This is a genomic window from Pedobacter cryoconitis (assembly GCF_003259615.1).
GTDB lineage: Bacteria > Bacteroidota > Bacteroidia > Sphingobacteriales > Sphingobacteriaceae > Pedobacter > Pedobacter cryoconitis.
This window is the reverse complement of the sequence record NZ_QLLR01000022.1, coordinates 1-26039: the sequence shown is the minus strand read 5'-3', so window position 1 is coordinate 26039 and position 26039 is coordinate 1. Positions and strand designations below refer to the sequence as shown.

Here is a 26039-nt window from a genome sequence, read left to right as displayed (position 1 = left end):
TTTTTCAAACAACGACACGACAGTTTCTTCATTGCTGTAATACGTGTTTGCAGTTGTATTACAAGCATACAGCAGGTTGTTTTGTTCTGCTATATCCAGGATCTGAATATCGCCTGTGCGTCCTTTAGGGTGTGCAACTATATAGTTCAGAATGTTAAACAGATGTCTTGAAGCTTGCTGAATGATGGCAGTATCATAAACTGACGCATTATAATCCATCTGTACACTCATTTCTTTACCAGGGATAATAGTCAGCGATAAATCATAACTACTCTGGTTATAAAAATGTGCATCCGAAATAGTTATTTCATCAGCATGGCCATTGCGGGCAGCAACAGATTCAAGTGACAGCGGATAATTTTCAAAAACCATAATATGGTTAAACAATCCACTATCTTTCCCTCCTGCCGCCAGAATTTCAGGTAAGGTCAGGTATTGATGCGCTTCACTATCAAGTGCGGCTGCCTGCAACCGGGACAATACATCAGCAATAACCTGATGTGCTTCAAAAATTATATGTACTGGTATGGTATTGATAAACAAGCCAACCATTGATTCAATTCCCTGTACTTCGGCCGGTCTTCCTGCTGTTACTATTCCAAATACTGATTCTTGCCTGTTGTTATACCTGGACAACAATACGCCCCAGGCAAACTGGAAAAGTGTACTCAGGGTAATACCATGAGTAGCAGATACCTGGCGCAGCTTTTTCACAAGCGTTTCATCAAGTACCAGCTGATGTTTTAATTGCTGTGCAGGAGCTTTCTCTTTGGTTTGCAAAATTGCTTTTTCAGGCAGAGAAGAATGAAAATTGCATGCCGACAAATAAGTACTCCAATAATTGACTGAAGCTTCATTGTCTCTGTTTTCGAGCCATTGCAGGTATTTGGAATACGTATGAACAGGAGGCATCAGTTTTTCAGTGTTGCTGCAATACCCCTGGTACAGTTTCATAAAATCTTTCAGGATAATACCCAGGCACCACCCGTCCATTATAATATGATGATGACTCCAGATCAGTTCATATTCATCTTTACCCGTTTTAAGTATACATAAACGGATGAGTGCATCTTTACTCAGGTCGAATTTCTGCTCACGCTCCTGCAAGCGATAAAAAAGTATCATTTCATCTTTTCCATTTGCTGCACAGGCTTCTTCTACATCATTGTATTGAACAACGATTTGTTGTTGTTTGAGCACCAGCTGCAGGGCCCGGGAAAACCCTTCCTGTAAGAAAATGGTCCGCAGTGCACCGTATCTCTCCAAAAGCGCGTCCATAGTTTGCTGTACGACAGAAACTTGTAATGAACCTTTTATCTTTACGGTCATCTGTTCAAAGTAATTCTCTGTATCAGGATTCAGCAGATAATGAAACAGCATGCCTTCCTGCATAGGAGAAAGCGGGCAGACATCTTCGATCACATATTGCTGTTGCACAACATCCAGCTGATTGATAGTTAAACCCTTACAGGTTACATCAGCGGGGGTTAGTGTCTCTTTTGTACAGTCTGAACAATAGGCAATCAATTCTATCAGGCTGGTATGATAAGCACTCATCAGCCGCTGCATAGTTTCATCGTTGTATTGATCCTTGCTGTATGCAATGGTCATCTGCAAACGTTTCTGCAATATAATTCCTGATATATCCCAATCATACAACCTGTTATCATCAGAAGCCCTGTTATTTCCCGGCGCATCTGTTTGAATGGAAAATAAATTGTTCTTCAGATCGGTATCTCCTTGTCCAAGATAATTAAACACAATCCGGGCATTGACCTCCTGTTCTGATGTATTCCTGTTTCCAGTTTGCAGATACTTGTTTACCAGATAGCCGATCCCGTTATCCGGGATATTTCTCAGTATTTCTTTTACATATTTGATAAGGCCCGGGAGGCTGTCTGACGGATATTCCATGTAAACCGGGTAAATGGTCGTAAACCAGCCAACAGTACGACTAAAATCTACGGTAGCATCCAGTTCTTCACGTCCATGTCCTTCCAGGTGCAGTAATACACCATTTATATCCTGGTATTGTCTTTTAATACTTAACAGCAATGCTGCCAGCAAAATATCATTGATCTGCGTATGAAAAGCAGCAGGTACTTTTGTAAGCAGGCTGGCAGTAGCTGCCTCGTCCAGCGAAAAATACATTTTCGTTTCTTCGCTGACTAAATTGTCCCCATTGATATGATCTCTTTTTGGGACTATAGTGGATTGGCTTTCCGCCGCATTCCAATAGGAAGCAGCTTTGATGAACGCAGTACTCCGGGAATAATTTTCAAGCTGTTGTGGCCAGGAAATAAACGGTGCTGTTTTAGCAGGGAGCGACAATGGTGTCTCTTCCAGGATCTGCAGGTAAAGAGTTTGAATATCATCGAGCAGAATGCGCCATGAAAAAGCGTCCACCACAAGATGGTGTATTACAATTAACAAAGCGCTTCCGTTGTCCAGATGAAGCAGACCTGGTTTTACAAGTACTCCATTTTCAAGATCCATGTGCTGCTGGAGCCTGTCAGCAAAGGTTTCTATTTCCAGTTCCGGCTGTACTATGCCTGTCAGATCTATTTCCTCTACCTTTATTGCTGCATGAGGCAGGTTTTCCTGAATTACCTGTGTACCATCCAGCTTAAAGATGAGGCGTAATGCGTCATGATGAGCTAACAATTGCTCAAAAATCAGGGTCACTTTGTCTTTGGTAATCCGGTGGTCCAGTCTAAGCAGTACAGACTGGTTAAAACGACCTTTACTTTTGATATTTCCTTCAAAAAACCATTGTTGTATAGGACTTAAATTGGCGCTGCCCTGTACTGTCAACTGACTGTATTGCATGGTTACTTTTTGCAGTTTAACTGCAAGCAAACGAATAATTTGAGCTGCAAAAATGTCTTTTACCGAGATTTTATACCCAAGCTCACGTAAACGGGAACTGATCTGTATTGATTTTACAGAGTCACCACCGGTTGAAAAAAAGTTATGCGTTACACCAATACCAACCACACCAAGAACTTCTTCCCAAACTTTCACCAGCAATTGTTCTTCTGGTGTTACTGGTGCTTCGTAGCTATTTTCTGCTTCCAGATCAGGATCAGGCAATGCCTGACGGTTAATTTTTCCATTTGCCGTAAGCGGCATGGAGCTCAATACCATCAGAAATGCGGGCACCATGTAATCTGGTAATTTAGCTGACAGATATGCTCTTACTTCCTGAATAGTAATTGTTTCACCAGCTACATAGTAAGCAATGAGGTATTTGCTTCCATTTTTTTCTCTGGCCAGTACAATAGCTTCTTTAATAGCAGGGTGAGCTAACAAGTGACGTTCAATTTCACCCGGTTCCACGCGGAAGCCGCGAATTTTAACCTGGTCATCTTTTCTTCCAAGAAAAAGAATTTCACCATCAGGTGCCCATTTGGCAAGATCACCTGTTTTATAAATACGGCCTGTTCCAAAAAAAGGGTTTGGCACAAATTGCTTTTCGGTAAGTGCTTTATTATTGATATAACCCAATGCAAGGCCCTCTCCCCCAATACACAATTCTCCTGGAACGCCTACAGGCTGTAAACGAAGATCTTTATCAAGAATAAATATTTGTTTATTTCCAATCGGTTTCCCAATACTATACCCATTTGTGCGGCCCTGTGCTGTGACTTCCAGCCAGGTTGTCCATACGGTATCTTCTGTTGGCCCATACAGGTTAAACAATTTAAATGGAAGATCTCTTGCGGGTAAATAATTGAACTTGTCTCCTGCCACATTCATCACCTGCAAGGCACTTTCCCCTGGCCGCCATGTTTCATTAAGCAGATATTCTGCAATAGCGGTGACCTGATAAGTAATCACGATGTTGTTGCTGATCAGCCATGAACGCATTGCAAGGGCATCCATCCGAACCTCTTCCGGTGCTATACAAAGACAACCACCATTTGTTAATGCGGGCCAGATCTCAAATACTGATGCGTCAAAATAAATATTAGCAACCTGGCTGAAGCACACACCAGCTGCTACCGGGTACAACTGCTTATAAAAAGCGAGTAAGTTTAGCACCCCGTTATAGCTTACCTCTACTCCTTTGGGTACACCTGTTGTACCGGATGTGTAAATAATATACATGGGTTGCGTTGCCGGAATTACTGGTACAGCGAAATTCAGTTCCGTAGCAGAAGCATTGTTTTCCCCAACCGGCAGAAATGCAGTCTTATCCCGGGTAAATGCCAGTGACATACTGTCCTCCAGCATATTTTCCTGAACAAGTACCAGGGCTGCCCCGCTGTCAAACAGTATATAATCATTTCTTTCTGCGGCAACCTGCGGTGATAAAGGCAGATATACTCCGCCTGCTTTTAATACAGCGAGTATAGCCACAATCATTGCTATGGAAGGCTGAAACAATACAGCAATCCTGGGTATTCCAACGTTATACAGCCGGGCATGTAACACATTGGCCAGCGCATTTGCCTGCTGATTCAGCTGACTGTAAGTAAGACTTTTACCCTCAAACGTTACTGCAATATGATCAGGTAAGCGTTCAGCATGCTGTTCAATTATGGCAACGATTTTTTCCTCTTTATTGTACTCAGTTTTTATAGCATTAAAGGAATTCAGCAGCAGCGTACGTTCTTCGGTATTAATTATTTCAATATCACCAATCTTAATAGCAGAATTTGCAGTAATGGCATAGATTATTTCATTAAAATAACCAGCAAACCGCTGGATCGTATCCCTTTTAAATAGTTCAGAGGCATACTCAAATCGGCATATAATTTTGCCTTCTTTTTCAGCAGCAGACAAAACGAGATCAAACTGAATGGCCTGATGTGCTGTGTCTGAAACCTGAAGCGACAGGCCTGGTAACTGTAGCTCAGTTTCTTTATAATTCTGGTAAGTAAATAACGTATCAAATAAAGGGTTACGGCTGGTGTCCCGGGGTATACCCAGCATATCCACCAGTTCTTCATAAGGAAATTCCTGTTGTGAAAAACATGCCTGTGTATGAGCAATCATTGTTTTTAAAAATTCCTTCACGGTAATCGAAGCCACTGGCCTGCTGCGTAAAGCAAGCATATTTACAAACATGCCGATCATATTTTCCAGATCAGTATGTTGTCTTCCTGCAACTGGTGTACCTACAATGACATCTTCCTGATTACCCAGACGACCCAGAAATATGGTATATGCGCAGAGCAGTACAGTAAATAAAGTAGTGCCTTCGCCTTGTGCCAGCGATTGAAGTTTTGCTGTTTCTGCCGCACCGATTTCAAAATCAAAAGCCCGGCCTTTGTATTGATGTGCAGGTACCCGGTCAAAATCGACAGGTAACTCCAGCGATCCGGGCAAATCATTAAAATTATTTTTCCAGAAATACTTTTGTAATTTTATTTTCTCCTGCTGAGTTTTTTCCTGCTGCCAGACCACATAATCTTTATACTGTAGCACTAAAGGCGGCAGCACCTCATTATTGTACAGCGCCATAAACTCCCTGGTTAATACATCTTGTGATACACCATCACCAATAATATGATGCAGATCAATGATCATCAGATGCTTTGCCTCAGCAATATTTACTAATGCAACCTGTATTAAAGGTGCTTGCGACAAATTAAATGGACGGGAAAATTGTTGTATTACGGTTTGCAATGTTTCTTCAGCAGCAGTAAGACAAGTGATTTCAAATTGAACCTTATCGGCTATCATTTGAACAATGTGCCCATTGTTAAGTCCAAATGAGGTCCTGAATATTTCATGCCTGTCAATGAGTTTACGAAATACATCTGTTATATGTTCCTTGTGAATTGTTCCCTCCAGCATGATGGTAACACCACCATTATAGGCTGTGGAGGATTGATCAAGTTCATATACAAAATACAATCGCTTTTGAGCTGATGACAAAGGGTAATAAGCAGAGACAGGTGCCGGTAAAATGGGTGTATAGGCAATTTGTTCTTTACCTTCTAAATAAAGTGCCTGACGTTTTATATCCTGATATTCAAATATCTGATTGATAGCAAACACCACATTAAACTCCCTCAATATCCTGTTTACCAGGGCAATCATTTTTAGCGAATGTCCACCAAGGTCAAAAAAGCTATGTACAGCACTTATCTTATTTTTATCAATTGCTAATACTTCTGCCCACAATAACACCAGCTTTTCTTCGGTTTCACCAGCAGGTGCAACAAAGTCATCACCAGATTTAATTTCCGGATTTGGCAGGGCCTTGCGATCCATTTTTCCATTTGGCGTTAAAGGCATGGCAGATAAATGCGTGTAATAAGCAGGCATCATATAGCCAGGCAGTGATTTCATCAGAAAGCCACTCAATAATGTTTCTGTAACAGGCTCCTGTGCTACATAATAGGCGACCAGCACATTTGTACCATTTTCTTCCCTTGCAGTGACTACAGCTTCAGTAATACCGGCATAAGCACACAAACTATTCTCTATTTCGCCCAGCTCTACACGATAACCACGAATTTTCACCTGGTTGTCTTCACGCCCCAGCAGTTCTACCGTGCCATCGGCTTGCCAGCGGGCCATATCACTGGTTTTATACATCAAACTACCAGCCTGATATGGATTTGCTATAAATTTCTCTGCAGTAAGTTCAGGCCGTCTCCAATAACCGCAAGACAAGCCATCCCCTGCGATATATAAATCACCAACCGCCCCTACAGGCAGCAATTGCAGGTCTTTATTCAATATATATAGTTGTGTATTGGCTATAGGGGTTCCTACCAATACCTTTTGCAGTCCCGGTTCAAAAGCATGTACACAAGACCAGATTGTGGTTTCTGTTGGGCCATACATATTGTACAGAGCAGCGTTAGTTTCTTGTTGAAGATCACGTACAAGTGATAAGGGAACACCTTCTCCCCCCATTAACAACAGACGAAGAGAACGAAGGAACGCTATGGAGCCTGGACTTTCCAAGGCCTGCTGCATAAATGACGGCGTTGATTGAAGCAGCGTTATACGATCAGAAGAAGACAATTGCAAATACCGGTCCAGGTCGTTTAACGCTACATAGGAAGGATGAATAACCACTTTAATCCCCTGACATAAGGTCCAGAAAATTTCCAGTACTGAAATATCAAATGATGTGCTGGTAACCGCCAATATACAATCGTCAGCTTGCAAGGGCAATTGACTGTTCATACCAGCGAAAAAATTAACTACATTTCCATGTGTGATCATCACCCCCTTCGGTTTGCCAGTTGAACCGGATGTATAAATGGTATAGCATAAATCATCCGGATTATTTATCTTTTCCGGATTTTCTGTTTGCAGGGACAATATCTCTTCCATGTTCAGTACTGCACCACCATACGAGCCTGTCCCAGGTACTTCACCGGATGTAATCAGCACACCAGCTTCACTATCTTCCAGCATATAGCCAATCCTTTCGACTGGATAAAGCGGATCTACTGGCACATAACAGGCCCCTGATTTTAGAATACCGAGTAAACCAATGACCAGCCATTCAGAACGTTCTGCCATAATCGCCACGCGATGCCCTTGCCCAATCCCGTATTTTTGTCTGAGTGTATGGGCCAGCTGATTAGCCTTATTGTTTAGTGAACGATAAGTAAGTACTGTATTTTCATATATAAGTGCTGTCTTATCCGGAATAAGCGCTGCCTGGCGTTCAAATAATGAAACAACCGTTGCATCCCGTGGATAACTAATTTGTGTATTATTGAAGAATAAAAGTAAATTTTCTGTTTCCGCAGCTGACAAAAGCTGTACTGCACTGACTTGCTCATGGGGATGATCAGTAATAGCATTTATGATTGCTTTAAACGCATGCGCTAAAGAAGCCATTGATAAGTTATCAGCATAACCAGCTTTACACGAAAGTTCAATTTCCACATCTTTAGTAAAGAAAACCGTCACCATCAGCGGAATATCTGTAAATTCCTGTACGGATTTTAATTCCAGAGAAAGTGAATTTAATCCCTTTAGCCAGGTTTCATCCAGCGGATAGTTCTCAATCACTACGGCAGAATCAAACAATAATTCCGTAGGCCTCAGTTGTAGCAACTCTCTTACAGCTGTGTTCGAAACAGACGTAAAAGACTCCCGTTCAATCAGCTGTTCACTAACCATATTCACAACTGAAAGCAACGTATGATTAGCTGTACCGGTCAAACGCAGCGGAATAGTATTAATAAAATTCCCTACGACCTGCTCAATGCCCTGAACAGGAACATCCCTGCCGGAAACCACTGTTCCAAAAGTGACATCTGGTTCATTAAAGTATTGCTGTAGTAATAACCCATAAGCTGCATAAATGACCGATGCTTTCGTCACAAAATGAGTTTCCGAAAATGAAGCCAAAGATTGTCCCGCCACAGTAAAGCGGATTTTTTGGGACTTTGCAGTGAAGTTGGAAAAAGCTGTTTTTGAAAAAAAAGAAGTTATTTCATATCCTTCCAGATAATTTTTCCAGTAATGAAGAGTTTCCTGATGATTTGCCGCCTGCTGTATTGCCAGTTGTATAGCGCTGTAACTTGTCTTACGACCAATAAAAGGCCTTTGCTGATTTAATAATTGTTTATAGCAGTCAAAAATTTCTTTTAATATAATGCCGGTGCTCCAGCCGTCATATAGAATATGATGATGAGTAATTATCAATATAAATGAGTGCGCAGCAACTTTAATAACACTCACCCTTAGCGGAAGCGCATTCAGATCAAAGCGTTTAGCCGCATCTTTTGACAGGTATTCAGTCACAAAATCACCATTGTCTTCCTGCAGGTCTTTCGAAAGATCTAAATAAGTAAAATTAACTGCACATTCTTTAAGGATAAGCTGTAGCGGCCTGGATAGTTTTTCCCAACTGAAAACCGAACGCAGCGCATCATTCCCAAGCTGCACTGCATTTAAAGCCTCTTGCAATAAATCAACATTAAGTTCTCCATGAATATGAAAAGCGAGCTGCACATTGTAAAGATTTTCCTGCGAATCTTTCAGGTAGTGATACAACATGCCCTTTTGAACCATATTAAGCTCCACGATCTCCTGGACGTTTGATTTTTCAATCTTCACTTTCATAATGACAAAGGTTTATTCGGTAAAATTGTGCGTGCAAATAAATGGGAAGTTCTTAATTAGCTGAACAGTTCATTCAGGTCCTGCTCATCAAGAGTGACTCCAAAGGAAGCAGGTATAAAATGTGTTTTATGTTCACTGAGCAGATGATCCTGAAGACTATCTAGTTTATCCATGAAGACATTGGTGAGCCATTGCATGGTACCTTTTTCATGCGATTTGCTGTTATAGCAGAAATCAATGTATAATTTGCCTTGTATGGCCATCGAATTTATTTCTAAAACAGCAGAGAGATTGTTTTCCGGATCTGTTTCAGGACCAGTTGAGTGGTTGCTGAATTTAAAAAGCTCATTGTCAAATTCATGGTCAAACTGTCCCAGGTAATTCAGGCGGACCTGTGTAATACGCTGCTGATTCAACGGTTGCTGATATTGGTAAATACCATAACCTATACCCTGATCAGGTATGGCTGCAAAAGCAGTTTTAACGGCCTTTATGCAAGCAGCCGGGCTACTATCGTCAGCTAACTTCAAACATAACGGATAAATAGCTGTGAACCAGCCCAGTGTACGTGACACATTAATATCCAGATGGCGACCATGGCTTTCCTGTTCAATGACTATATAAGCAGCATTGGTCCATTCTTTTAAAGCCATTGCCAGTGCGGTATTTAACAGCATTGACGTATCTGTATGGTAGACCAGGTTAGCGTCTGTCAGTAAAAATGCAGTAGCAGTTTCATTAAGTTGCAATTGTATTTTCCCGCGGTTTTTACAGCGCCAGTCATCGGTATGTTTATCTGCAGGCACTGTAAAAACATCCGTTTCCTGCGCAATCCAGAAACCTTCGGCATCAGTATAAGCTTTACCCGCAGCATAATTTATTAATGCCCGCTGCCATTCAAACAGCGAAGCAGTTTTTTGAGGCATGATGATGTCCATCCCTCTTTCAAGTGCTGCGCAGGCTGTATATAGGTCTTCCAGCAAAATGCGCCATGAAATACCGTCGGTTACCAGGTGATGCGCGGTAATCAGCAAATAGGTTTGCCCCTGTTTTTCGTGGATCAGCGCTGCCTTAAGTAACAAGTTATGTGCTATATCGAAGTTCCTTTTCACGCCCTCACAAATAGCAGCGATGTCTGGAGTTAAAACTTCGTACGTTTCAATTACTATGCGTTTGCCCAGATGTGCTTTATTGTAAAAAGTTTGCTGTTGAGCTGCATCATAATTCATTCTTAATTCATCATGCGTTTCAATTATCTTTTCAAAAGCACTTTCCAGTAAGGCAGCGGATAATGGCCTTTTCAACACTAACAATACAGATTGGTTGTAATAATCAGGATTGGCCAGCTGTTGTGCAAAAAACCAGTGCTCAATAGGTGTTATTGTTTTCACCCCCTCAATAACTCCCTGGGCGTATTGCTGATATTTCCCAACAAACGTTGCATGCTGACTAATTTGTGCGATGGTGTACCAGGTAAGGATATTTCGTGCTTTAAGTACAATTCCTTTTTCCAGCAAGCGCGATGTGATCTGAACTGCTTTGATGGAGTCGCCGCCCAGATGGAAAAAATTATCTGTAACGGTTATAACCGAAGACCTTAATACATCACCCCATACATTGAGCATAATTTGTTCTATCTCGTTGGCAGGCATTTGAGGTTCTGCAAGTATTACCTGAGCTGGCTCAGGCAAAGCAGCATAATCTGTTTTGCCATTCTGTGTTAAGGGTATATGCTCCAGCTGCATAAAATGAGCAGGGATCATATAATAAGGCAAATGCAAAGCCAGATAATTGTGTAAGCTGGCAGCAGCTATTACTTCGTCGCTTTTATAATATGCACAGAGGATTGGCTCACCATTTTTTAGGTTTTTAATCGTCACCACAACCTCATTAACACCCTTATATTCAAGTATTTTACATTCTACTTCCTGCAACTCAATCCGGTGACCATTTATTTTAACCTGCTGATCCCCTCGTCCGATATATTTTACTATCCCCTGCGGTGACCGCGTTGCCATATCACCTGTTTTATACATCAGTGTATCCTTAACAAAGGGATTGACTATGAACTTCTCTGCTGTTAAAACTGCGTTAAACAAATAGCCTTTAGCAAGCGCGTCGCCAGCTATATATATTTCGCCTGCCACCTCAGCGGGCACAGGCTGCAGATATTTGTCCAGCAGATAAATCCAGGTATTCGCAGCAGGCACTCCTATAGGTACAACTTCGCCAGCTTCGTCCGTACTAAACTTGTGAATCATACAGCCCACAGTAGCTTCTGTTGGCCCATATTCATTATATATTTCAAGCGGGCCGCCCAGTTTACCGGAAATTGTTTTTGCCAGCGCAGTATTAAGCTGTTCGCCGCCAACAATAAATTTTTTCACCCTGCTTTCCCCATAAGGCATCGTTTCGCTGGCAGCAATGATCCGAAGATGCGAGGGTGTTAATTTGATAATATCTGACCGGTTATCGGTCATAATTTTTTCAATTAAGACTTCCCCTTCTTTATCCTGATAAATGAGTATACGGTTACCGGTAATAAGCGGTGTAAAAATAGAAGTAACCGTCAAATCAAAAGAAATGGAAGTAAACAGCGGAACAGTAAGATCAGTCCCATTTAAATAAGTTTCAGCAGCCCAGGTAATATAATTTACCAGTGAAGCATGGTGGACCATCACACCTTTTGGATTTCCTGTTGTTCCAGAAGTATAAATTACATAGGCCAGCTTATCAACTACATCTACTTCTTCAGTTAAAGAAAGAGGTAAAGCCGAAGTCTCTGGTTCGTCTGTATACAAGAAATTTATTCCGGAAATTGTATGAAGTTGTCTTTCTTCAGCTACGGCACGGTTTGTAACCATTAGAAGGCTTTTACTATCGCTTAGCATAAAGCGTATACGCTCTTCTGGCAGCTCAGTATCAATCGGCAAATAGGCAGCTCCAGTCTTTAATACTGCCAAAATACTGACCACCAATTCAATAGATCCAGGCAACAACAATGCAATAATATGGCCATTTGCTGCTCCTTTACTGCGCAGTAGCAGTGCCATTTCGTTAGCTCGTTTATTCAGCTGCGCATAATTGATTTGGTAGCCGTTATCTTCTATAGCAATAGCACCGGGTGTTCGCTGAACTTGCTCTTCAAATAAATGATGTATGGATTTATCTTTGGGAAATACATTCCCCGTATGGTTAAATAAATGTATGACTTCATCATATTCTTTCACATCAAGAACCGGCAGTATTGCAACTTTTTGATGTGGATCGATAGCTACACTACGGGCAAGACAAGCAAAGCTGCGGCCCAGGCTATCAATAAAAGATTCCTCAAAAAGACTGGTCGCATATTCAAATTCATATTGCAATTTTTGTCCCACCTCCTTGAGTTCGAGTGAAAGATCAAACTTCGCTGAACCAGTATTAAAAGGGTAATGGCTACAGGTAAAATCTGCAGGTGAAGTTTCAGGTAAATGAAAATGCTGAAAAAGAAACATGGTATCAAAAACCGGGTTTCTGCCAGCCTCTTGCCTGGTATCTGCCTGCTTAACGACCGCATCAAATGGGTAATCCTTATAATCAAAGGCATTATCTATGGTCTGGTTAACGTGTTCCAGCAGATCTGTAAATTTCTGTTCCCCATCAATTTGCGTTCTTATAGCCAGGTTATTTACAAACATGCCCATCAATCCCTGTAAATCCGGATGATTCCGGCCAGAGGAAGCAATACCAACGATAATATCTTCTTTCCCTGAATATTTGCAGAGCAGTATATAATAGAGTGTTAACAGCAGCGCATGTAAAGTACATCCATATTGTTTGGCTAATTGCCGAAGCCCTGCGTCAACTGCATCATCGAACTGAAAGCTTTTGCGTGCACCTGAATAATTGAAAACAGCAGGCTGCTTCTGATTGGCAGGCAGCGTTAACAATGGTATAGGCGGCTGCAACTGCTGCTGCCAATATAATACAGCAGCATCGTTATTGATAACATCATGTATTTTCTCCCAGCACGCAAAATCCGTATAAGCTGCGGATAAGGCAGCTAGTTCTTTACCTTCGTATAGATCCAGCAATTCCCTGATAAAAATGCTTATTGAAATACCATCTGCAATGATGTGATGAAAGTCTGCAAATAGTATATATTCCGTAATAGCTGTTTGGAGCAAAGTAAACCTGAAGAGCTTACCCTTATTTAAATCAAATGGCTCAACCAGCTGTAACAGCATTGTATCTATATCCGCTTCTGTGCAATTTAAACGATTTAATGAAAATTCAACAGCTTCTGTTATGCTGAATACAGGCTCCGTTTTCCTGTGAAATGACATGCGCAATACTTCATGACGGCCAATTAGCTGACGGATACAAAATTCCAGCCTATCAGCATTAATCGCCCCCTTTATCTGAATACCTACAGGAACATTGTAGGCAGTTCCCATACTGTCCAGCTCCCAGGCATAGTATAGTCTTTTCTGGGCAAAACTTACCGGGTAATAGGTTTGCTTGTCTGCTGTCGGTAACGGTATGTAGCTTTGTTTTTGCAATTGTCCTATTGCAGCAGCCAGCATTTTTACTGTCGGGTTGCTGTACAATACTTTGGAGGATAACTCTATCTCAAAAGATTTCAGCATTAACATAGCTAGTTCGGCAGATTTCAATGAATTTCCGCCTGCCTCGAAAAATGAATCATTGATATCAATGTCTTTATTGTCTAGTACCTGTTTGTATAAGTCAAGTAACTGTCTTTCTACTGTGCTGTATAGGGAAGTATCAGCAATAATGTTGCTTTCTGTACTTATTATAGCTTGCTGCAGCTCCTGTTCAATTTTTTCAAAATCCCCATTGTGCAAACGTTCAATGAGCCTGAAACGCTGTAATTTGCCACTAGTGGTCTTAGGAATTTGTTTGATCGGCAGTATCCGGTTAATCACCAAACCTGTCCTGGTATTAATCACGGCTTTCAGCAGTTTTACTAAAGGTAGAAACGATTCTATACTCCCCCTATGTGCTACAAAAGCAATTACTTCTTCTTGCTGGGCAGCATTATTGAACCATCCTGCTACTGCAATTTTATTTAATTCAAAACCAGCTGATTCTTCTGCTACACGCTCAATATCATGAGGATAGTAATTTTGGCCATTTACAAAAAAAACGTCTTTTTTCCGGCCGGTAATATATAATGCCCCATTCAGCAAGAATCCGAGATCACCTGTTTTTAACCAGCCATCTGAGGCTGTTGCATTCAGAGATTCATTTTTGTTATTGTAATAACCTCCTGTTACATTTCTGCCTTTAATATGCACCTGTCCGATTACAGATTCGGGCACTGCAATATCCTCTTCGTTCGCAATCCGGAGTTCGCAATGATCAATCGCCCTGCCTACATTGACAAAGGTAACAGCAGCAGTGTCAAGATCGCTAACCAGGGCAATACTGTTACCCGGGCTGAGGTGGTCACGATGCAGGTGAACAACAATAACTTCATCCTGCATAGCAGTCATTGCCACAGCAACACTGGCTTCTGCCAGACCATATACCGGACAAATGGCCTTACGAGATAGCCCGTACAAAGCAAGCGTATCCAAAAAACGTTCACACAGCGCAGCCGATATAGGCTCTGCCCCATTATAAATAATCCTTACGTCTGACAAATTCCAGGTTTGTTTTCCCTGCGTACCCAGATGTTTGAGTAAATACTCATACCCAAAATTGGGTGAACAAAGAATGCTGATGGCGTGCTCGCTGGCTTTGGCAAGCCAAAGTTCAGGTCTGCGTACAAAAAGAGAAGTAGGCATTAAATATTGGTTAATACCACTGTACAAGGGATTTAAATGAAAACCTATCAGGCCCATATCGTGGGTCAATGGCATCCAGCTCAACATGTTATCACCCTTGTTATATTCACCAGCATTCGCTATCCCTTCCAGATTAGCCAACAGATTTTCATGTGTAAGTACAACTCCTTTAGGTAAACCAGTAGAGCCTGAGGAAAACTGCACAAAGGCAATTTCCTGTCCTTGTACTGTCGCCATTTTACCTTCCTCTGAAGACAACAGTAAAGCTTGCCCCAAAATCACCTGTTCTTCCATCCCACGGTATAGTGGCATGTAGTTATTTTCTATCGCAAATATTTCAAGATGTTTTAATTCCTGATCAGCTATCAGCAAGAAAGGGTTGTTTAGTATTTTCCACACATTAAACAGTTTATGCTTCTGTTCAGTTGTTTGTGCGGCAGCGAGCGGTACTGGTATAAAGCCACCTAAAATTGCTGCCCAGAAACCAATCACAAAAGTTTTGTTATCGCTGACTTGCAATACAAGTTCATCACCAGCAGACATACCGCTGTTTTGCAGAATTGCCAGGGCCTTTAGCGCCTGCTGATATAAGCCAGCATAAGAAAGGAATATTTCCTGATCGCTGCCTTCTATAAAGGTAATTCCTATATGATGCGAATGTATATTTTTCCGGAGTAACTCACTTAGGGTAGTGCTTTTCATAATTAAGCTTTATCAGAGTTCGGTTTTGTTATCAATCCTGAATTACAGCAGTTCATAGTCAATTTCATCTGTATGAAGCTGGAATAACATAACGTCTGATTATTATGCAGGAAAATAATGAAACAAGCTGTGGATGATTATACTGGGATTGTGTATATGATTAGTCTAAAACGACTCAAAAAAGAATAGCTACCGCTACAGTAAGCAATAACCTACACTTAATTTATTAGATTTTCCAGATATTTTATTTCCTCTGGTTATCTTAATGCAATCTGCATAATAATTTGAATAAAACAAAATTTATTTACGAAAAGATGTGACAACCATTTATTTCAAAATTTCTTCATATTGTATCAATTTATCCCTTTGACAATAAAAGGCTTATTATTTAAGTTAAACTTGTCCTTTGGATTGCCTAACCATTTATAAATATGAACTTCAGTAAATCTATGATCTTTGGGCTTGCCTTGCTTCCTTCACTGCTTATTGCGCAGCATAAATCCCGATCACCTTATCAGTATAACCGTGCTCCTCTTGATGCAGCTTCATATATACAACTTCCATTGGGTAGTATTAAAGCCAGGGGTTGGTTACTCAAACAACTGGAGTTACAAAAAGACGGGGCAACAGGGCATGCTGAAGAACTTTATCCGGAAGCTTCCAATCTTGGTGCAGGTTCTGACTGGCTTGGTGGCCAGGGTGAAAGCTGGGAACGTGCCCCCTATTATGTTAAAGGATTGGTTGCGCTGGCTTATACTTTGGATGATGCAGGTTTAAAGGAAAAAGCTCAGAAATGGATAAACTGGACTTTAGCTCATCAACAGCCTGATGGTGCATTTGGTCCGGTAAAAATGAACGATTGGTGGCCAAGGATGCCAATGATGTATGCGGTACAAAGTTATTATGAAGCTACAGGTGACAAAAGGGTTATTGGTTTTTTCACCAGGTATTTCAAATATCAACTAAGCAACCTGGACAAAAAACCGCTAACGGAATGGAGCAAATCAAGAGCAGGTGATAATATAGAAATTGTCTTCTGGCTTTATAATATTACTGGCGAAAGATCACTTTTAGTACTTGCGGAGAAGCTAAAATCGCAAGCTTACCCCTGGGCAGACATTTATACCAACAATCAATTTTATTTTTACGGTGACGATTTCCATACCAAGCATAGTGTAAGTGTGGGGCAGGCGCTTAAATTCCCGGCGCTCTATTCACAGCTGGAAAAGACAGCATTTTATAGCGCCGCCACTGAAAAAGGAATTGACAATTTAATCAGGGACCATGGCCAGGCTTCAGGAATTGCCTCCGGAACCGAGTTTTTGGCTGGAAAGAGCTCTTTTCAGGGAACTGAAACCTGTACTGTTGTGGAATGGATGCAAAGCCTGGAAACCGCAGTCAGAATAGTTCATGACGCGCAACTGGGTGACAGATTGGAAAAGATTGCTTTTAATACCCTGCCAGCACAATTCAGCAGAGATATTACCTCTCATTTATATTATTCACAGCCAAATCAGGTGGTCTGCAAACACGGTAACTCCGGATTTGATGAAGATTATGATGGAGCCTTACTTTTAAGTCCATATTCAGGAATGGGCTGTTGCAGGTATAATATGCACATGGGCTGGCCTTATTTTGTAAAAAATAGCTGGACAGCAACTCCGGATAAGGGGCTGGCTGTAATTGCTTATGCGCCGGTTGAAGTCAATGCTTTTGTTGCAAACTCAGTTCCAATTAAGCTTCAGGTAGTTACTGATTATCCATTTGAGGAAAAAATAAGGATTAAAATAGAGCTGGCAAAAACTGCTTCTTTTCCTTTGAAATTAAGGATTCCGGAATGGTGTAAAAATCCGCAGATTACTGTTAATGGGAAACAGTCAGCTGGTGTTAAAACAGGTCAGATTTATACGATTAACAGAACATGGGATACAAAGGACCAGGTCGTACTCTCCTTCCCTATGGAAGTAAAAATAACCGGTCAGGTCAATAATTCCGTAACTGTAGAACGCGGCCCGATCGTATATGCACTGCAAATTGATGCAAAATATGCTCCGGTGAAAAAACATCCTGTAAAAGGTTTCTTTGATTATGAAGTGTCTGCAGCTTCTGCGTGGAATTACGGATTGGTGATTAACCGCAATGATTTAGCAGGATCTATAAAAACCCAGCATACTGCCATGCCGGAAAACCCGTTTATTCAGGCTACTACTCCTGTTAAACTTCAGGTTTCAGCAAAAAAGATACCATCATGGACTTTAGCTTATACTAAAATGCACGCTTTAGAAGTACCAGTGAGCCCGGTAGCCTCTTCAGAACCAACAGAAGAGATTGTACTTACGCCTTTTGGAAGTGAAAACATCAGGATCAGTAATTTTCCTGTTATTGGTATACCGCAAAGTCCGGGCAAAGAGTTTAAAGAGAATTTTAATCAGGCAACCCTTAAGGATTGGTTGATTTATGGCGGAAGCTGGTTTATTAAGGACGGAGCATTGCATGCAGCCTCGAATAAAGGTTCATGGGGATATGGGATACATGGGTCAAAAGCTATAGCAAGCAGAACACTGTTTGATGATCTGAGTTATGAGGCAACAATCCGGCTCGATTCAAAAGATGGCAATGCAGGATTGTTGTTCAAAGTTAGTGATCAGGTTATCGGCGCTGATGCTTATCATGGTTATTATTTAGGAATTGACGCATCATCAGGAAAGGTGGAATTAGGCAAATCAATTGATCAGAAATGGATTTTACTGGCATCGAAAGACCAAAAACTGGAAACCGGAACAGCTTATCGGGTTAGAATAGAGGCAAAAGGAAGTTCTATTAAAGTATACTTTAACGGCAAAACAGCTAAACCTTTAATTTCAGTGACAGATACCAGCTTCAAAAGCGGGACAATAGGAGTCAGGGCTTATGATTCGCTGGCAACTATTGATGATTTACTGGCCAAAGAACTGAAGACGACAAGATAATCCCTTTACTTGCGCAGCGCAATTTTCTTCTTGATACGGCTTAAGGTTTCAGGAGTGATGCCCAGGTAAGATGCAATCAGATTCTGGGGAATTCGTTGAATGATTTCCGGACTGTATTGCGTTAGCCGGATATACTTTTCTTCTGCTGCATCTGTGATAGAACTGACTAATCTGCGCTCTTTAGTAACCAGGCTATTCTGAAAAAGAAGACGAAAATAACGATCCATTACCGGGACTTTTAAAGTCATTTCTTCAAAATCTGCGTGAGTAATTGTCAAAAGTTCGGAATGCTCTATAGCATCTATGTTGAAAACGGCTTTTTCTCCGGAGAGGAAGCTTCTCATATCCGAAATCCACCATCCCTCCCAGGCAAACATATTCATATGCTCATCCCCTTTTTCATCAACATTATAAGACCTGACCAGTCCCTTTACTACAAATGACATGTACTTGCAGACCTCTCCTTCCTGAAGCAAATATTGTTTTTTCCGAAGTTTCCTGAAGACAAAAAACTCTTTTATAGTAATCTTCTCCTCCTCGGTTAATGATACTTTTGCCAGAATATGAGAAAAGAAAACGTCAAACATCCACAATTATATTAATAAGAAGCCCTTTTACAAAGTAGAAACAAATATAAATGTAAATTAATATATTCGCCCATGTTAATTCCCTGTATAAGTAAACTGAATCTTAAGTTTCTGTTCCTTCTCCTATTCGTCCTTCATACAGCAACTGCAAACGCACAATATACTGATAGTCTTTTACTAACGCAGCCCGTTAATAGCTTCTGGAAAAGAAATATTATAAAAAAAACGACCGTTCCACTCATTTTATTTGGCACTACTGCCTTTGCCTGGCCCCATCAGGAAACAGTCAGAGAGGTAAGAAACAGGTTTATTCCGGATTTCCATTACAGATATGATGATTATCTGCAGTATGCGCCAGCCGCCGCTGTGGTAGCCTTGAATGCTTTTAATGTCAAAGGGAAGCATACCCCAAAACGAACTTTTATCTCTTATGCCTTCTCTATGGGAATTATGGGCGCAATGGTTAATGGTATTAAATCTACCAGTAAAGTTGAGCGCCCTGATGGGAGTTCCAATAATTCCTTTCCTTCAGGACATACTGCTACCGCTTTCATGAATGCAACTATGCTGGACAAGGAATATGGACAATATGGTTACCCTTTAATTGGTATTTCAGGTTATGCGATGGCCACAGCAACTGCGCTTGGTCGTGGTCTGAATAACCGGCATTGGATTACAGATGTACTTGCAGGTGCCGGAGTAGGTATAATTTCTACAGAACTGGGCTATTTTGTTACTGACCAGATTATGAAAAACAGGGGGATGAATGCACCTGTAAAAAACAACCCTGTTCCGATCAGTAATAACCCTGGTTTTGTGGAGTTACATGTGGGTTACGCTATTGCAACCAGTAAGAGACTTACAGGAACAGCACACGAAAACATATTCAATAAAGATGGTTTCAGTATGGGTATGGAAGGTGCCTGGTTTCTTAATAAAAACATCGGTATTGGGGGTGAATTTGCATTTACCAGTTTTCCTTTAAATTCAGATCATGCCAGCCTTGATCCTAATATATTAGAAATCAGTAATGGGTTATACACGCAGGCCCTTGGTGTCAAATATTTAAATATTGGCCCTTATTTTAGCTTGCCATTAGCAAATAACTGGTTTATTACCGCAAAATTGAATGCAGGGATTTCTTCTGGAAGCAATGGAAATTTTATCCTGGATATTAAGCCAGAATATCAGAAGGAATTTGGAACAGCAGAGTTACCTTATGCAAGATATCAGCCAAAAACAGCGGGCAGCTGGTCTGTTGGAGTAGGTATTCAGAAACGCATTGGCCGAAACACTGCAATTAAAGCCTATACCAGTTATTTCGCTTCTACCCATAAGTTTGATATAGATGTGTTAAATGATATAGATAATGATGGGCATTTGGGTTATCAGCGTCTTCCGGAAACCCAGGGAAAAACCAGGTATAACAATATTACTTTTGGACTTGGAATTACTGCTTTTATCTGGTAAATAATGTCGCTTATAAATATTATTCAAGATACCAGACTGGCACCTTGAATAATATCATTTATAGTTTATTCTCTCACTAGTACATCATGTGCTCCACCTTCTACGATACTTACAGAAGAAACCAAAGTAAGTTTCGCATCTTCCTTAAACTTCGCAATGGTTGTAAATCCGCAGCTGCACATGGTTGATTTAATTTTTCCAACAGTAACGTCTAAATTATCTTTTAAAGACCCGGCGTAAGGAACATAACTATCTACACCTTCTTCAAACTTTAGTCCTGTAGAACCACCCATATCATAACGTTCCCAGTTTCTGGCGCGGTTAGAGCCTTCACCCCAGTATTCTTTCATGTAATTACCACCAACTAATACTTTATGGGTAGGGCTTTCATCAAATCTGGCAAAATATCTGCCCATCATAATAAAATCAGCTCCCATTGCCAGTGCAATGGCCATATGGTAATCCTGAGCTATTCCACCATCCGAACAGATTGGAATATAGATCCCTGTTTGTTCGAAGTATTGATCTCTTGCTTCAGCGATTTCGATCAAAGCAGTTGCTTGTCCTCTGCCTATTCCTTTTGTTTCCCTGGTGATACAGATTGATCCGCCCCCAACACCAACTTTTACAAAATCAGCGCCTGCTTCAACAAGGTATAAGAACCCTTCTTTGTCAACTACATTTCCGGCTCCAACTTTAACGCGGTCACCATATTCTGCTTTAATATATTCTAATGTTGCTTTTTGCCATTCAGAATATCCATCAGAAGAGTCAATACATAAAACGTCTGCTCCGGCATTAACCAGTGCAGGAACTCTGTCTTTATAATCTCTTGTGTTGATACCAGCACCTACGATTAGTTTTTTAGTGTCGTCAGATAGTTCTAAAGGATTGTCTTTATGGTTATCATAATCTTTTCTGAAAACAAAAAACTTGAAGTTATTATCTTCATCAACTACAGGAAGGCTGTTTAACTTATGTTCCCAGATGATGCTATTGGCTTCGCTCAGGGTAATTCCGACTTTTGCAGTAATCAGTTTGGAAAAAGGGGTCATGAATTCTTTGACTTTCTTATCCATTAAGTCTGTGCCAATTCTATAATCTCTGCCGGTAACAATACCGATCAGTTTGCCATTGGCAGTACCATTATCAGTTATAGCAATAGTAGAGTGACCTGTTTTCGCTTTTAAAGCAATAACATCCTTTAATGTATTTTCTGCGATCAGATTAGCGGTACTAATCACGAAGCCAGATTTATGTTGTTTAACCTTTTCGATCATTTCTACTTGCTTTTGGATAGTCTGAGATCCAAATACAAATGATAAGCCGCCATTTTTTGCCAGCGCAATAGCCATCTGATCATCAGAAACTGACTGCATAATTGCTGACACGAAAGGTATATTAAGTTCTATTGATGATTTTTCACCTTTCCGGTATTTAACCAGTGAGGTCTTTAAGGATACATTATCAGGTACGCAATCAAAAGATGTTAGTCCTGGTATTAAGAGAAATTCACTGAAAGTTCTCGAGGTTTCTTTTAAGTATTTTGCCATTTGCAAAGATAGACTCTTTAATGGAAAAAAACACAGAAATTTACGTTAGCATTTTGTAATTAATCGGTTAAATTTGCGGAATGAGTAACGGCGGGCCTTCTAATTCAATTTTCGACAAGATATTATCATTTATTGAGTACACTAATCAGAGCATTTTTCTTACGGGAAAAGCTGGAACTGGAAAAACTACACTCCTGAAAAGAATAAAAGAAGAGAGTTCAAAAAAAATGGTGGTGGTTGCCCCTACTGGTGTGGCTGCAATGAATGCTAAGGGCACGACAATCAACTCTTTTTTCCAATTACCGGCCGGTTCTTTTTTTCCTGGTGAAATTGGTCTGGAAGATTTACAATTGGGCATTACCTCGATTGAGTCTATGGTCAATGATTTAAGTTACAATAGAGAAAAGACGACGTTGTTCAATGAATTAGAGTTATTGATTATCGATGAGATCTCTATGGTTCGTTGTGATTTAATGGATATGATTGATGCCATACTCCGTTCTGTAAGAAAAAACAATATCCCTTTTGGAGGGGTACAGTTGTTGCTTATAGGTGATTTGTATCAATTGCCCCCGGTCACTAAGAGAGAGGAATGGGCATTTTTGAGCAGAGCTTATGCTTCCCCTTATTTTTTTGAGGGCTATGTTATCCGCAGAAATCCGCTTTTACAGATAGAATTAACTACAGTATTTCGCCAGACGGAACCAGAATTCGTTAATATTTTAAATAGTATCAGAAATAATCAGATTACTGAAGCTGATCTGGCTTTATTAAATAAAAGATATGATCCGGATTTTCTTGCAACGGATGAATTGAGCCCGATTATTATCACTTCACATAATGCAGAAGCGAATACCGTTAATAAGGCGAAATTAGATGAGCTTCCTGGTGAGGAGTATACTTTTACTGCTGAGACTAGCGGCGAGTTCAGGGATGCTGGTTTACAGGCAGAACAGACGCTGAAGTTAAAGGAAGGTGCACAGGTCATGTTCATTAAGAATGATACCGGGGATAACAGAAAGTTTTACAATGGAAAGATTGGAAAGATTAAATCTGTTAAAGATGGGGAGATCTATATTTCCTTTCCTCATGAAGATGATTTGTTGTTAGAGAAGACTTCGTGGCAGTCTTTCGAATATAAAACAGATACTGAAGAGGTTATTGTACAGCAACAGGTTGGTGAATTTTCTCAGTATCCGGTTAAACTGGCCTGGGCAGTGACTATTCACAAAAGTCAGGGTTTAACTTTTGACCATGCGATAATTGATGCGGGGAAATCGTTTATAGCCGGGCAGGTATATGTGGCTTTGAGCCGTGTGAGAACGCTTAATGGGTTGATTTTGAAATCGAAGATCAGCACGGAAAGTTTAAGGTCAAATACAGAAGTTATCAATTATATGAAGTCTGTACAGGATGATGAGCTGGATGATCTTTTGGTGAGCGGACAGCAGGGATTTATTCTTCAGCTTGTTCTGAACCACTTTTCATTGAATAAGTTGCTGAGTGAGCTGGAATCGGTTACCTCCCGCCCCGAAATTGTCAGATCAAATATTCCGGAATATGCAGTATTGTTCTCTCAGCTGAGGAAATCAATTAAGAGTTTGATTGTTTTAGCTGACCGTTTTCAGACTCAGGTTATCAATTTACATAAACAAACTGGTTTTAATGATTTGCCGGCATTACAGGAAAGAATTGAATCTGCAGCAACGTATTTTACAAAGGAGATTAATTTACAGGTTTTAAATCCTGTGAACAAGAATATCAGGATTAAACCAAAAAACAAGGTTCAGCAGGAGCTGCAACATCTTTTTCAGAAGTATAGACCGGTAATTGAGCACCGGATTTCTCTGCTGCAATTAGCAACAGGTTTGTTAAAAGAACCAATTAAGGCCGAAAACTATATTTCCTGGATTACAGAACATCATGCAAGGGCTAGTTTAAAGACAAAAACATCGTCTGGAAATCAACAGTCTACAACATTACAGTTATTTTAACGTTGTTTTTTTATGAAGTATAGTGTGTATTAATTTTTATTTTCTATCTTCGCACCTCCTTAAACAAGAGGAATTAATGATTCCGTAGCTCAGCTGGTAGAGCATTACACTTTTAATGTAGTGGTCCTGGGTTCGAATCCCAGCGGGATCACGAAAGGCGCAAGAAATTGCGCCTTTTCTGTTTAAAATGTTTTTCAAAAGGCGTTTTTCAAAAAATAATAAGTCATTTCATACCAACTGAAACCAATCTGAATGGTGCCCTAACTGGTGCCCGATTCTAATTGCTAAGTTTGGGCACCAGTCTAAAAGATTCATTAGACTCCAAATTATTAAGAGCAAGCTGTTACCGGGTTATCCGGCCATAAACAAGTTTTTAACTTTAACAGATTGAGAAATGAAAAGTAACCAAAACCTGTCAATTCTTTTTTGGCACCGTAAATCAAAAGCTGACATCAACGGCTATGCCCCTATTATCTGTAGAATTTCCATTGATGGAAACCAGATAGAGTTCTCTATAGCCAAAAAAATTCCTAGTGATAGGTGGGATATGGAAAAGAAAAGGATCTTGCCTTGCCCAGAGGCAAAAAGCATCAATTCTGCATTAAACAGGATACAATGTGAGCTTGAAAAGCATTTTACAATACTACAATCAAAGCATGAGGTAGTAAGCCCTTCAATGCTCAGGAACAGTTATAGAAACTGAGCTCCCCCCAATTTTCAGACACCGTAAATTCGAAAATCAGAGCTTTAATTGGCATTTTTCCCACACTTCCTGAGGCGTTAATCCCTCTAAGGAACTATGAGGTCTAAAGGTATTGTATTCTGTTCTCCACGCTTCAATTTTTTCTGTTGCATCCTCCAGTGATAAGAACCAGTTTGTATTTAAGCATTCATCACGAAAACTTCCATTAAAAGATTCAATATATGCGTTATCCGTAGGTTTTCCTGGACGAGAGAAATCGAGTATAACATGGTTATCATAGGCCCATTTGTCCAAAGCTTTTGAGATAAATTCACTTCCGTTGTCTACCCTAATTTTTTCTGGAACGACCATATAATGCTCTTTTAATCTTTCTAAAACAGTCACAACCTGTTCTCCTTTTATACCTTGTTCTGGGTAAATATCGAGACAAAATCTTGTATAATTATCAACTATAGTTAAGGATCGGAATTTCCGTCCGTCAAACAGCTGATCGGAAACAAAATCCATACTCCAACACTCGTTTATATGCGAGGGTAGCGCCCGTTCCAAGCGATGAACACCCGACCGATTTCTTCTTGGCCTCTTAGTGCGCAGATTTAATCCTTCCAGCTTATAAAGCCTATAGACTCGATTATAGCTATCCTTGAATCCTTTCACGACGAAGTAAGATGAATATCCTCTCACTGCCATATCTAACCCGAGTTTCAGCAATTTCTTTCATCCGCATTCTAATCACCTGATCATCTCGACCTAGCTTTTTATAGTACCACATGGAACGACAGAATTTAGTGACCTCACAAGCCCGATGCACAGAAACTTTGTAATTGACCACTAAAGCTTCGGCCAGCCCCTTCAATTGGGCTGGCCTTAAAGCTTTTTTTTAAGTACATCCTGCAACATATGTTTGTCCAGACTTAAATCAGCGACCAGTTGTTTGAGTTTGGTATTCTCATCCTCTAACTGACGTAAACGTCTAAGTTCAGTTACCCCCAGACCGCCAAATTTCTTCTTCCAATTGTAAAAAGTAGCCTGATGAATTCCCATCTTCCGGCATACTTCCTCTACTGAGACTCCTGTCTCTGCCTGCTGCAGCGCAAAGGCAATCTGCGCTTCTGTAAACTTGCTTTTTTTCATAACAATTACTGTATGTTTAAATTACGTAATTGCCCTGATTTTTTCGACTTTTCAGCAGTCCGGTTTTTCGGGGGGAGGTCA

The 26039-nt window shown here is 40.5% G+C and carries 7 protein-coding genes, 1 tRNA gene and 2 pseudogenes; 5 read left to right on the top strand and 5 right to left on the bottom strand.

Annotated elements, in window-relative coordinates; translation table 11 throughout:
- Positions 1-81 precede the first annotated feature (81 nt).
- A pseudogene (locus tag LY11_RS27365) lies at positions 82-9051 on the bottom strand (amino acid adenylation domain-containing protein); the annotation flags it as partial.
- Positions 9052-9107: 56 nt separating this feature from the next.
- Positions 9108-15548, bottom strand: coding sequence for a non-ribosomal peptide synthetase (locus tag LY11_RS18415; RefSeq protein WP_111635113.1), 6441 nt, complete (start codon positions 15546-15548; stop codon positions 9108-9110).
- Between the two features lie 431 nt (positions 15549-15979).
- On the opposite strand from LY11_RS18415, the gene LY11_RS18410 reads away from it, so the two are divergent.
- A complete protein-coding gene (locus LY11_RS18410) occupies positions 15980-18517 on the top strand; it encodes a beta-L-arabinofuranosidase domain-containing protein (protein ID WP_245952827.1) in 2538 nt (845 codons plus the stop codon).
- 5 nt (positions 18518-18522) lie between these two features.
- Here LY11_RS18410 and LY11_RS18405 read toward each other — a convergent pair whose 3' ends face one another.
- On the bottom strand, positions 18523-19104 hold the full coding sequence (locus tag LY11_RS18405) for a Crp/Fnr family transcriptional regulator (RefSeq protein ID WP_111635112.1): 582 nt from the start codon (positions 19102-19104) through the stop codon (positions 18523-18525).
- Positions 19105-19176: 72 nt separating this feature from the next.
- Between LY11_RS18405 and LY11_RS18400 the strand changes: the two genes are divergently transcribed.
- The gene (locus tag LY11_RS18400) at positions 19177-20574 is read left to right on the top strand and encodes a phosphatase PAP2 family protein (protein ID WP_111635111.1); all 1398 of its coding nucleotides are present in this window, start codon (positions 19177-19179) and stop codon (positions 20572-20574) included.
- A gap of 65 nt (positions 20575-20639) precedes the next feature.
- On the opposite strand, the gene LY11_RS18395 is transcribed toward LY11_RS18400, so the two are convergent.
- A complete protein-coding gene (locus LY11_RS18395; protein ID WP_111635110.1) occupies positions 20640-22127 on the bottom strand; it encodes an IMP dehydrogenase in 1488 nt (495 codons plus the stop codon).
- Positions 22128-22207: 80 nt separating this feature from the next.
- On the opposite strand from LY11_RS18395, the gene LY11_RS18390 reads away from it, so the two are divergent.
- The 3 genes from LY11_RS18390 to LY11_RS18380 all read left to right on the top strand — a co-directional run bounded on the left by LY11_RS18390 (position 22208) and on the right by LY11_RS18380 (position 24824).
- On the top strand, positions 22208-24121 hold the full coding sequence (locus LY11_RS18390; protein ID WP_111635109.1) for an ATP-dependent DNA helicase: 1914 nt from the start codon (positions 22208-22210) through the stop codon (positions 24119-24121).
- Between the two features lie 78 nt (positions 24122-24199).
- A tRNA-Lys gene (locus LY11_RS18385) sits at positions 24200-24272 on the top strand.
- Positions 24273-24515: 243 nt separating this feature from the next.
- On the top strand, positions 24516-24824 hold the full coding sequence (locus LY11_RS18380) for an Arm DNA-binding domain-containing protein (RefSeq protein WP_111635108.1): 309 nt from the start codon (positions 24516-24518) through the stop codon (positions 24822-24824).
- A 39-nt stretch (positions 24825-24863) separates the two neighbouring features.
- Here LY11_RS18380 and LY11_RS18375 read toward each other — a convergent pair.
- Positions 24864-25958: pseudogene (locus tag LY11_RS18375) on the bottom strand (transposase); the annotation flags it as partial.
- Between the last annotated feature and the right edge of the window lie 81 nt (positions 25959-26039).

What these genes read in the sequence shown, in the direction of transcription:
- LY11_RS18405 (WP_111635112.1), bottom strand. Translation starts at nt 19,104, where the DNA reads ATGTTTGACGTTTTCTTTTCTCATATTCTGGCAAAAGTATCATTAACC.
- LY11_RS18415 (WP_111635113.1), bottom strand. Translation starts at nt 15,548, where the DNA reads ATGAAAAGCACTACCCTAAGTGAGTTACTCCGGAAAAATATACATTCG.
- LY11_RS18410 (WP_245952827.1), top strand. Translation starts at nt 15,980, where the DNA reads ATGAACTTCAGTAAATCTATGATCTTTGGGCTTGCCTTGCTTCCTTCA.
- LY11_RS18400 (WP_111635111.1), top strand. Translation starts at nt 19,177, where the DNA reads ATGTTAATTCCCTGTATAAGTAAACTGAATCTTAAGTTTCTGTTCCTT.
- LY11_RS18390 (WP_111635109.1), top strand. Translation starts at nt 22,208, where the DNA reads ATGAGTAACGGCGGGCCTTCTAATTCAATTTTCGACAAGATATTATCA.
- LY11_RS18380 (WP_111635108.1), top strand. Translation starts at nt 24,516, where the DNA reads ATGAAAAGTAACCAAAACCTGTCAATTCTTTTTTGGCACCGTAAATCA.
- LY11_RS18395 (WP_111635110.1), bottom strand. Translation starts at nt 22,127, where the DNA reads ATGGCAAAATACTTAAAAGAAACCTCGAGAACTTTCAGTGAATTTCTC.